This is a genomic window from uncultured Lamprocystis sp. (assembly GCF_903933125.1).
GTDB lineage: Bacteria > Pseudomonadota > Gammaproteobacteria > Chromatiales > Chromatiaceae > Thiodictyon.
Genome location: NZ_CAIZIZ010000517.1, coordinates 21,649 through 32,388, shown reverse-complemented (window position 1 = coordinate 32,388; position 10,740 = coordinate 21,649). Strand labels below are relative to the sequence as shown.

The window sequence follows — 10,740 nt, the reverse complement described above, 5'->3', positions numbered from 1 at the left end:
TGCAGGCGCTCACCCGGATGCCGGGGTTCGACGCGACCATCGATCAGGACGCGCTGGCGTATTTTCTGTTGCTCCAGTACGTCCCCGCGCCCTTCAGCATCTACCGCTCGGTGCGCAAGCTCCTGCCTGGTTCCACCCTGGTGGTGGACACCGATGGCGGGACCATTCGGGTGCGCGAGCCACAACGCTACTTCAGTTTCACACCCACCGAGCCGCGGGGTTCGGGCGGACCGTCCTATGCCGAGCGCGCGGAAGAGCTGCGCTTGCGGGTCCGGGAGGCGGTGCGCAAGCGGCTGATGAGTGACGTGCCGCTGGGCGCTTTTCTCTCTGGCGGTGTGGATTCGGCGTTAGTGGCCGCGATGGTCACGCAAGAGCTGGGTCGGCCCTTGAGCACCTTTTCCATTGGCTTCGGCGGGACCACGGAGACCGAGCACCTGTATGCCAGGGAAGTGGCGCAGCATCTCGGGACCGATCACCACGAGGAGATCCTGAGCCCGGATGCATTGCAGCTCGTCCACGAGATCGCCGACCGGCTGGACGAACCCAATGGGGATTCCTCCTGTCTGCCGACCTACTTGCTGTCGCGCTTTACCCGCGGGCAGGTCACCGTGGCCCTCTCCGGGGACGGCGGCGACGAACTGTTCGGCGGCTACGGACGCTATCGCGACACGCTGGCGGAGCAGGGCAGTCGCGTCCAGCGGCTGGTGCGCGCGGTGCGCACCCGGCGCGGCGCCACCCCGGCGGACGGCTACCTGTCCCCGCGGTGGCTGATCTTTCAGCCCGAGCAGGTCGGCGCACTCACCGGTGGGCTGCCCGCCGCCGTCGCGCACTCCCTGGCGGACTGGCGGGTGCTGCTCAATGATCCCGGCCAGCCGCTGATGCATCGGATGCGCGCACTGGACGCCGAGACCTATTTGCCGGGGGCGGTCCTGCCCAAGGTCGACCGCATGAGTATGCAGGTCTCACTGGAGGTCCGCTGCCCCCTGCTGGATCGCGACGTGGCCCAACTTGCACAGGGAATGCCGCTGTCCGCCTGTTGGCGGCCACCGGCCGAAACCAAGCGCATCCTCAAGGATTTGGCGATCCGCTACCTGCCGGCGGAATGGATGCATCGCCGCAAGATGGGGTTTGGACTGCCGTCCAGTGCCTGGTCCAAAGAGGCGACGCTGGACCTGGCGCGCGACCTGCTGCTCGCGCCGTCCAGTCGACTCGGTAGCCTGCTTGATGCCGCGGCGTTGCGCGGGCTGGTGGAACATCAGGCGCGACCCGGCTGCTTCTCTGTTTATCAGGTGTGGCCGCTGTTGATTCTGGAACTCTGGCTGCGTCGGGCGATGAGCGGTTAGGCGGTTTCACGTCAGTCTCTCGATTGGAACTGCTGTCGGTACCCGAGCCTAGGCGTCCATGCGTATGACCGCGGCGGGGGGCGCGACCTGTCAGTCCCGCCACTCCTCATGGGCCAGCGGCAGGCTGTTGAGCAGGTCTCGATAGTGCGGCCATTGCGGCATCAGGCGGTCCAGCAGGGCCGTGAACCGCGCGTCATGGTGTCGCTCCAGCAGGTGAGTCAGCTCATGGGCCACGATGTACTCCAGACACTGCACCGGCTTCTTGGCCAGTTCCAGATTGAACCAGACGCGGCGCGTGGCCGGGTTGCAGCTCCCCCAGCGGGTCTTCATCCGCTTGATGCCCCAGTCGGCGACCTGCACCCCCAAGGCCGACTGCCACTGATCCAGCAGCGGCGGAACCAGCGCCTTGAGCTGCTCGCGGTACCAGCGCACCAGGATGGCCTCCCGCTGCGCCGCGTCGGAGCCGGGGCGCACCAACAGCTCAAGGGCGGCCAGGTCGCGCACCGCCACCCTGGGCTGACCCGCTTGTTCGCAGACCCGTAGACGATAGCGCCGCCCCAGGAACCAATGGCTCTCGCCGCTCACCATCTCGCGCTGGGACTGGCGGGGTTGCTGGACGAACCTGGCTCGCTGCCGTTTGATCCATCCCAGCTTGTCGATGACGGCCAGTCGCACCGCCTCGTCCCCGAGCACGAGCGGCGCGGCCACGCGCACGCGCCCGAGCGGCGGGTAGACGCCCAGGTGGAGGTTCTTGATGTCTTTGCGCACCACTTCGACCTCGATACCCGAGATCGTCAGGTGCCGGGTCTCAGTAATCACTCTGATGCTTCGCCAGTTCGAGTAGGCGCGTCGCTTCCGCCTCGATCGCGTAGCTGTCGCGACCGTCGCCATCATCGAGACCGCCCGGGGCCTGCGACGCCGCATGGGCCTGCTGGAGCGCCGTGCGGATCGCCAGCCGCACCCGCTTGGCCTTCATGGTGCTGTCGCGCCAGCCATCCATGCGGCTGGCCTCGATCGCCGCGTCCACCGCCAAAGTCAGCCCCGCGTCCTGGCCCAGATTGTTGTAGAGCGCCCGTTGAGCCGCAGTCTTCACGTTCGGAGGATAGCCGCCCGGACCGCCACCCGGCAGCGTCGCATCCCTGGTCAGCTTGGCGATTTTTTCCAGGTAGTCCTTGTAGGTCAGCATCCCCTTGCGCCGCTGCTCGATCAGGGCATCCAGGAGCTTGGACATCTTCTCATAGTAGGCCGGGTCGACCGGGGTCTCGTTGACGATGATCCGGCGGACGTTGTTCTCGATGGTCTCCGCCACCGCGCCCTCGCTCTTGCGGATCCCCTTGGGGAGCGCATCCACCGCCGCGGGACCGCGTTCGACGATCAGGGCGATCAGGCTCAGGTCGTCGAAGTCGGAGATTGCCTCGCTCTCCTGCGCGCGGATGTAGGTGTCGATCAGGTGCCGCATGGCCGGCTCGAACGCCTTCAGATCGATGTAGTCGCCGCTGTTGCGCTTGACCGTCGCGCTGACCTTGGCGAAATGATCCACCTCATTCTTGATGCGCTCGATCTCATCGCTGTCGTAGCCAGCCGCGGCAAGTTCATTGGCAATGTTGGCGAAGCTGCGCAGCAAGGCGGCCACGAACTTGTAGAGCTTCACCCGCTTGGGTTCGTTCTCCTTGAGTTGCTCGGCATCGCCTGAGTCCTTGGCGCAGAACCAATGGAAGTAATCCAGTTCTTCGCGCGGTGCCTCCACCGGCTCGCACAGCGCCTTGACCGCCTCGCGGGCCTCTTCCAGATCCTCGCGCGCCTCGGCCAGCCGATCCTTCAACAAGCCCTGCACGTCGGCCTTGTCATAGGCATCGAAGGCCCCGCTGGTATAGTCTTCGACCGCCCACTCCAGACGCTTGAACAGGTCCTTGTAGTCGATGATGTAGCCATAATCCTTGCTGACACCGTCCAGCCGGTTGACCCGGCAGATGGCTTGGAACAGGCCATGGTCCTGCATCTGTTTATCGATATAGAGATAGGTCGCGGATGGCGCATCGAAGCCGGTCAGCAGTTTGTCCACGACGATCAGCAGCTTCATCTGGCCTGGGGCATCAATGAATTGCTTTTTCGCCTCCCGCTCGAACCGCTCCGCTTTCTTGATGGCGGCCTCGGGCGGCTCGTTGAACCAGTCCGCCAGCATCTGCTGATAGACCTGGTACTTGAACAAGTTGTCAGTCTCGCCGGTGCCGGTCGTCTCGCCCTTGCTGTCGGCGACGGTCGGTGCATAGCTCGTGATGATGGCGCACCGGCCATTGAGTTCCGAGCGCGCGAACAGTTCGTAGAACTTACATGCCTCGTAGATGCTGCCCGCCACCAGCATGGCATTGCCGTGGCCGTCCATCAGCCGGGGCTTGGTATTCATATCGAGCAGGATGTCGGCGACGATCTGTTCCAGTCGGCCCCGACTGGACAGCACCCGCTGCATGGTCCCCCACTTCTGCTTGAGTTGCGCCTTGGCCAGGTCGTTTAGGCCCTGGGTCTTGGTCTCGAACCACTGGTCGACCTTGGCCTTGCTGGTCAGTGTCTGATCGATGTCCCGCGCCTCGTAGCGCAGGTCCAGGACCACGCCCTCGCGCACCGCCTGATCGAACTTGTAGGTGTGGATATAGCGGCCGAAGACCTCGATACTGCGCGCCTTGTCCGATTTCAGCAGCGGGGTGCCGGTGAAGCCAATGAACAGCGCATTGGGCAGCAGCGCCTTCATTGCCTGGTGCAGATCGCCGGACTGGGTACGGTGGCATTCATCCACGAACACATGGATGTCGCCCTTGGCCTTGAAGTTGGCCGGGACCTTCCGGATGGCCTCAATGAACGCCTTGGTTCCGTCCTCGCCCGGCGCCTCATCGTTTCCTTGGCGACCAAACTTGTGCACCAGCGAGCAGATCAGGGGTTCCTCGGTACCGTTCAGCGTATCGATCAGGTCCGCACCACTGGTCGTGCGGTAGATGGACTCATTGACGCCCCTGAATACCTTCTCAATCTGCTCGTCCAGCTCGGTCCGGTCGGTAATGATCAACACCCGTGCGCCGGGGCAGTTCTCCAGTATCCACTTGGCTAACCAGACCATCGTCAGCGACTTGCCGCTGCCTTGGGTGTGCCAGATGATCCCGCCCTCGCGCCGCCGGATGAACTTCTGGGCCTCCTTGACGCCGAAGAACTGGTTCTGGCGGCACAGCTTCTTGATGCCCGCGTCGAACACCACGAAGTCGTGCATCAACTCCAGCAGCCGCGCCTTGGTGCAGACCTGCAACAGGTGCCGGTCAAGCCCGTTCGGCTCGGCTGCCCAGAGGCCGGTGTCCTCTACCCACCGCAGGTAATAGGTCTCCGGTGTCTCGACCGTGCCGTAGCGCATCCCCTCACTGTCGCTCCCTGCCATCACCCACTGCATGGTCGAGAAGAAGGGCTCGATGAACTGCTTCTGCTGGTTGTCCAGGGTCTGGCGGATGCCCTCGGCCAGCGAGACCGTGGAGCGCTTCAACTCCAGGATGGCCACCGCAATGCCGTTGATATAGAGCACGATGTCCGGCCTCTTGGTGCTGGCCTTGGCGTCTGTGCCTTTCACCGTCACCTCTTCGGCAATGGCGAAATGATTGTTCTGCGGGTCCTTCCAGTCGACCAGCCACACCGTGACCTTGTTCTCGCCCGCCCCCGGCTGAACCTTCACCCCATAGCGCAGCAGTTCATAGACCGCCCGGTTGCGGTCGTAGAGGCACTTGCTGGTATCCGACGCCACGCGGTTCAGTTCATGCAGCGCCCGTTTGATGAGGGTCTCGCTCACACCTTGCTTCTTGAGCCAGGCGGTGAGGTATTCCGGCTCAATGTTGGCGTTACCGGGGCGCTCGATCCAATTGCCCAGATAGTCGTAGCCCAACCGGTCGCGAAACAGGGAGACGATTCGCTCCTGGGTCTTCTTCTCGATCTGCCCGACCGTGCTCATGGTCTAACCTCTCCTGCGATAAGCCTGGTCCGGGTGTGTCCGCTTGCCTGGCACCCGGGCCTGCAAGCGTCCATCCTGCAACATGGCGTTGATATAGTGGTTTCGGAGTGAGTCGGGTTCCCTGTTCAGCAGGCGGGCGAGGGTCCGCAGCGACAGCCAGTCCTCCGCACACAGGGCAAGGATAATCTCTTCCATCAAGGGCTTGGGAACCTTGGGTTTGCCCTGGACAGCGGCGGCCAGGGCGACCAGGCGGGCCTCTTGTTCGGAGTCGAAATGTTCGGAGCTGCCGTCCAAATGTTCGGAGCTGCCGTCCGAATGTTCGGAGGCAAGCCCGGTTTGTTCGGAGCCTGCCGCCTCATCTGCCGCGATGCCATCGAACAAATCCCGGCCCGCCGCGCTGGGCCAGCGATAGCGGGTCCCCCGGCCGTGTCCGTCCTTGTCCAGCCAGCGCGCGGCGACCAACTGGCGGAGCTGGGTCCCGATGTCTTGGGGGTGCTCGCGCCGATAGTGCTGGATATCCTCGTTGCCTACCTCGCCGAAGCGGTGGGCCAGCATCAGAATCACCCGTCCCAGCTCGCCCAGGTGGCCATAGGCGTTACCGACGACCGCTCGCAGCTCCCGCTCAACGTCCTCGGGGATCATGCTGGCCACCGGTAGCCAGACACGGGTCATCTCCATCTCCAGATTCTCGGCTACCAGCGGGATCATCCACTGCTGCTCGCGCCAGGCGCGCAGGATCTTCTGGAACCCGGAACCGGCCTTTTCGCCCAGGCCGAGCATCTGGAACATCTTCTGCAAGCTGGGGTTACGTGGATCGCTCACCCCGCCCTGATACAACTGCTCCTTGGGGATGCGCAGGCGGCCGGGATTGTTGAAGATGAAGGCATCCCGCCGCTTGATGATCGTGGTCGGCCGCGTGGACTGATGGTCCGCATGGATCAGGGTGTTGACCAGGGCCTCCCGCAGGGCCTCGTGGACATGGGTTTCCTCCAGCCGGGTCGCCGCCCGGTCCAGCTTGAACGGCACGTCCAGCCGTTCGACCAGCCGGGGGTAGACCCGGTAGTAGAAATTGAACAGGTTGGGGGGCCACTTGCCATCCAGGGTCAGGCGATAGGTCCAGCGCTCCTCCGGATCGGACGACAGATGCTCCTGATAGTCCAGATGAAAATGGGGCAGAGCATCCAGTAGGCCGCGCTCCTTGCCGAACATCAGCAGCCCCGCCAGGGTGATGCCCTCCATCCCGCTGCGGCGGTCGCGCCGCAGGGCGCCCAGGCTTTCGAGGAAACTGGCATCGCTCAGGGCGAGAAACGGATGGTCAGGATCACGCGAGGCAAAGCGGTTGCGGTAGGCGTCTAGGGTGTCCGAGTCCAGGTCCTCCAGGTCGAAACCGTCCAGGATCAGGTTATCGGAGGGTTCTTCTCCCGCATCCCGCAACATCTGGCGCACCTCCGCCTCGGTGCAGCGGTAGTCTCCCTCGTGGTTGCGCTTGTACGTGCCGGACAGCAGATTCCGGTTGATATACACCGGCCGCTGTTGCCGGCCCATGCGGGGCACCCGGATGCACAGCAGTGATCGCCCCTCGACCGGCACCACCGCGATATCCGCTGAGCCACACACTGGCCGACTCAGCTTCTGGGCGTTGTTATGGCTGTCCCAGAAGACCTTGAGCAGGGTCTCGGGCTTGCGCACGCCCTCCACGACCAGATCCCCATTCCGCTCGGCGACCCCCAGAACGATCATGCCGCCGTCGGTGTTCGCGAAGGCCGAGACCGTCTCCCAGATCGACTTTGGCAGACCGCCCTCGGCGGCCTTGAATTCGATGTCCTGGTCTTCGCCAAGGTGGAGCGCGTCGAGAATCTGCTCGGGGGTCATACCAGGCGAATCCGCCCGGTCAGCAGTTCCTGCATCATGCCCTGCTTGAGGTCGCGGGTCTTGTCGCGGCGGGCTTCGAGAGCGGTGATCTCGGCGTCCATGTCGGAGAGGATGGTGGCGATGGCGGTTTGTTCGTTTATGGACGCAACCGGAATGCGTAGGGCATTGATCTTCGTGAGCGTGAGCCGGGTAATCGCGTTTCCACTCATCTCTAGCTTGAGGCGCCGTTGACCGCTTTGGGAGAGAATTTGATACAGGAAGAACTGCGCCGAGTGCAACCGGCAGTCGAATCGAAGAAAAGCGACACTTGACAAGAGGCTAAATGGTTCATCCAGTGTGTTGATGGCTGCATTTCCCGTGTTGGCACCATCTTTCGTCAGCAATAAATCACCTCTCTTGACATCGCAGCGGCCATAGATGTTTTCATGCTCGGTCGCGCTGATGCGATCTGCGCTAGTAACGTCGAGCGCACCATGGCCGATGTTCTTTGAGGTTATATAAAGATAGTCGTTTCCACCGGGTGTCGGAGAGAAATGAGTTCCATCCTGGATCTTCATACAGATGTCTCGAAATGTCCGCACCTCCCAATCTTCAGGAATTAATCCAACATCGGTTTGGAGGTATCCTGCCGTGCCGCCAAACCCCGGCAGGCGGGTCTGGCCGGTAAGGAGTTGCTGCATAGCGGCCTGCTTGAGGTCGCGCTTCTTGACGATGAGCGCATCGAGCTTGGCGAGGAGGGCATCCACATCAAACAACGCAGCGGCGATGGCGCATTGCTCTGAGACGGGAGGGCATGCGATCACTACATCTGAAAGCAATCGGCCATTAGTAAGGGCGCGCGTCGTGTAACTGGCGGCAGAGGTTATCTGGCGTCGAACTCCATGCGTACCAAAGCAATATTTCTTGAAGTGGTCGTCCAATCTGTCACTGTAAGATCTGGCACGCAGGACAAAACCACTAAAAACCGTGTTAGTCGCTTCATCTAACATGACGGACGCAATTCCTACCTCATCAACGGTTTCGGACGTGCGCGTAAAGAAAACGTCGCCCTTCTTAACATCAAACGCCTTCTGTTCAAACTTTGAAACCGTTACGCGACCTTTCAGATCGCAAAAACAAAGACCCGAAATTTTATATACATCCATGTAGTTGACGATCGGCGTCCCATAGCCAAAGAATTCCTTTCCTTTGTTTAATCCATTCTTGAACTTGAAGATCTCGCCAAGCTTGACAGACTCCCAGGTTAGCGGAATCGGTCCTATCTCACTTTTCTTATACCCCGACTTCAGTTCTTCGCTCATTGCCCCGCCTCCCTCAAAGTCCGCTCCAGTGCCGCGGGTGGATGCGCTGCGCTTATCCACCCTACAACGACAGGTCCGCGTTGGGTGTAGGGTGGATAAGCGATAGCGCATCCACCTGTTGGTGCAGCCATGATTCGCGATGAACAGGTCATTCGCAATCCATCCCGTTGATGTTCGCGGGTTCGGCGTCGCCCCAGGAGGGGTCGTACCATCCCTTGAGGACGGCGGTCTTGAAGGATGACCATCGCCAATCGCCGGGCCGCTTCGCCAACCCGTGCTTTACCGGGTTGTAATGAATGTAATCAACATGCTTGCGCCAATCTTCTTCATTGCGGATGGCGTGTTCCCAAAACCTGCGCTGCCAGACCATGCGCTCGTTGCGGCGATTGGTGGTGGGGTCGATCTGTCGCGACGCCGCTTTCTTGATCTCGCGCCAACGGGATGAGAAATCGATGTCCCCTGAGGGCAGCCGCCAGATGCAATGCAGATGTTCGGGTAAGACGACGATCGCGTCAATGTCAAAGGGATGGCTGACTTTCACCTTCCGCAGGGCGTCCCGCAATATATCGACGCGGTTATCGGTGGTAAAGATCGGCCTTCTGTTGTGCGTGACGACGGTAAAGAAATAGGCGCCACCGGGGATGTAGACTCGGCGATAGTTGCTCATGACGCGGACTCTGGCGGCTGGGTGGATGCGCTGCGCTTATCCACCCTACAGGGCTTCAGCAGTTCGATCATGTGAGACCAGCTCAAAAGGTGCGACGCCGTCGCACCTTTTGGGTAGGCGAGATAGAACTGACGGACCCGGATCAGATTGCTGCGGCTGAACCCCTTGCCGTGGCGTAGACCCAAGTCTCTGGCCAAGTTGGTGATCAGCGCCTTGCCGTAGTCCGCGCGGAGCTTGCCGCCCTGCTCGAACTCGACGATGTGCCGACCCACCTGCCAGTAGGTCTCGACGAGTTGCGCGTTGACGGCCTGCATCGCCCGGACGCGACCCTGGGTATAGGTCTGCGATATCTGGTCCAACAGGTCACGATAGCCATCGGCGGTTGTCAGCTTGTGGTCCCGCGTCACAGCGCCTCTCCCCCTTCGTTGAGTATCCCCAGATAGGCATCGTAGACGAATACCCGGTTGCGCCGTTGTCCGGTCAGCTCGCGGGCGATACCCAATTCGACCAGTGCCAGCATGGCCCTGGACGCGGTGGGAAAGCTGATCCCGGCAACTGTACTGATGTGGGCCAGGTTACACAGTGGCCGCTGCCGCAGTGCGTCGAGCACGCGCAGGGTGTTGGCGGCGCCGCGCCCGCCGGCCTGAACGCGCCGGGTGTCCTGCTGGAACAGGTCCACCAGCCGGCGGGCGGTCTGCACGGCGCTGTTGGCGGTTTGCTCCACACCCTCCAGAAAGAAGTCGATCCAGGCCTCCCAGTCGCCGTCGGTCCGTACCCGGTCCAGCAGGTCGTAATAGACCTGACGATGCTGCTTGAAATAGAGGCTGAGATAGAGCAACGGCTGGGTAAGTGCCCCGCCCTCATGCAGGATCATCGCGATCAGCAGTCGCCCAAGGCGGCCGTTGCCGTCGAGAAAGGGGTGGATGGTCTCGAACTGGACATGCACCAAGGCCGCCTTGATGATCACGGGAAGCGAAGCGGTCGCGTCGTGGATGAAGGCCTCCAACGCCCCCATGCAGGGCTCCACCTCTTGGGTGGGCGGTGGGACGAAGTGGGCGTTACCGGGTCTGGTGCCGCCGATCCAGTTCTGGGTGCGGCGAAACTCGCCGGGGGCCTGGTCACTGCCGCGTCCGCGCGCCATGAGGCGGGCATGCATCTCGCGCAGGAGCCGATTGCAGAGCGGGAGGCCCTCGCGAAGGCGCGCCATGCCGTGTTCCAACGCGGCAACATAGTTGGAGACCTCCACCACGTCATCGAAGGGGACCACGGGTTGCTCATCGAGTTCAAAGAGCAGCAGATCGGAAAGGGATGACTGGGTTCCCTCGATCTGGGAGGACAGCACCGCTTCTCTGCGCACATAGGCGTAACGGAAGCGCTGCGGATCGGGTAGCAGCAGGCCGATGCTGTCGAGGCGCCCCAATGCCAGGGTGGCCCGCTCCAGGTCCGCTTGGCGACTGCCGCCCAGGTCGAGCGGCGGCGTCGGGGGCAGGGGCGCAGGGACGAAGGCGCGCACGGTCTCCCCGCCAGCCAGACTGGCCACATAGCGACCTGTGGCGTTGCGGTGCATGACGCAGTTCC

The 10,740-nt window shown here is 62.3% G+C and carries 8 protein-coding genes; 1 reads left to right on the top strand and 7 read right to left on the bottom strand.

The window, feature by feature from the left end; translation table 11 throughout:
• Positions 1 to 1,343: asparagine synthase-related protein (locus tag QZY03_RS28355; protein WP_295587138.1), on the top strand; the 1,343-nt coding region annotated here is incomplete at its 5' end.
• 90 nt (positions 1,344 to 1,433) lie between these two features.
• On the opposite strand, the gene QZY03_RS28350 is transcribed toward QZY03_RS28355, so the two are convergent.
• The 7 genes from QZY03_RS28350 to QZY03_RS28320 all read right to left on the bottom strand — a co-directional run bounded on the left by QZY03_RS28350 (position 1,434) and on the right by QZY03_RS28320 (position 10,729).
• Positions 1,434 to 2,162: a M48 family metallopeptidase gene (locus tag QZY03_RS28350; RefSeq protein WP_295587136.1), complete on the bottom strand. Its 729-nt coding sequence runs from the start codon at positions 2,160 to 2,162 to the stop codon at positions 1,434 to 1,436.
• Entirely contained in the window at positions 2,152 to 5,322 is a 3,171-nt protein-coding gene (locus QZY03_RS28345) for a type I restriction endonuclease subunit R (protein ID WP_295587134.1), read from the bottom strand. The genes QZY03_RS28350 and QZY03_RS28345 overlap by 11 nt, the downstream gene beginning before the upstream one ends.
• Before the next feature lie 3 nt (positions 5,323 to 5,325).
• On the bottom strand, positions 5,326 to 7,194 hold the full coding sequence (locus QZY03_RS28340) for an RNA-binding domain-containing protein (protein ID WP_295587133.1): 1,869 nt from the start codon (positions 7,192 to 7,194) through the stop codon (positions 5,326 to 5,328).
• Complete coding sequence (locus QZY03_RS28335) at positions 7,191 to 8,495, bottom strand: restriction endonuclease subunit S (protein ID WP_295587131.1); 1,305 nt, start codon at positions 8,493 to 8,495, stop codon at positions 7,191 to 7,193. The genes QZY03_RS28340 and QZY03_RS28335 overlap by 4 nt, the downstream gene beginning before the upstream one ends.
• A gap of 148 nt (positions 8,496 to 8,643) precedes the next feature.
• Positions 8,644 to 9,162, bottom strand: a complete 519-nt coding sequence (locus QZY03_RS28330) for a transposase (protein ID WP_295587129.1) — start codon at positions 9,160 to 9,162, stop codon at positions 8,644 to 8,646.
• Positions 9,159 to 9,569 (bottom strand): DUF1016 N-terminal domain-containing protein, encoded by a 411-nt coding sequence (locus QZY03_RS28325; RefSeq protein WP_295587127.1) that lies wholly within the window; start codon positions 9,567 to 9,569, stop codon positions 9,159 to 9,161. Before QZY03_RS28325 ends, QZY03_RS28330 begins: the two co-directional genes overlap by 4 nt.
• Complete coding sequence (locus QZY03_RS28320; RefSeq protein ID WP_295587125.1) at positions 9,566 to 10,729, bottom strand: Fic family protein; 1,164 nt, start codon at positions 10,727 to 10,729, stop codon at positions 9,566 to 9,568. Before QZY03_RS28320 ends, QZY03_RS28325 begins: the two co-directional genes overlap by 4 nt.
• Positions 10,730 to 10,740: the final 11 nt, after the last annotated feature.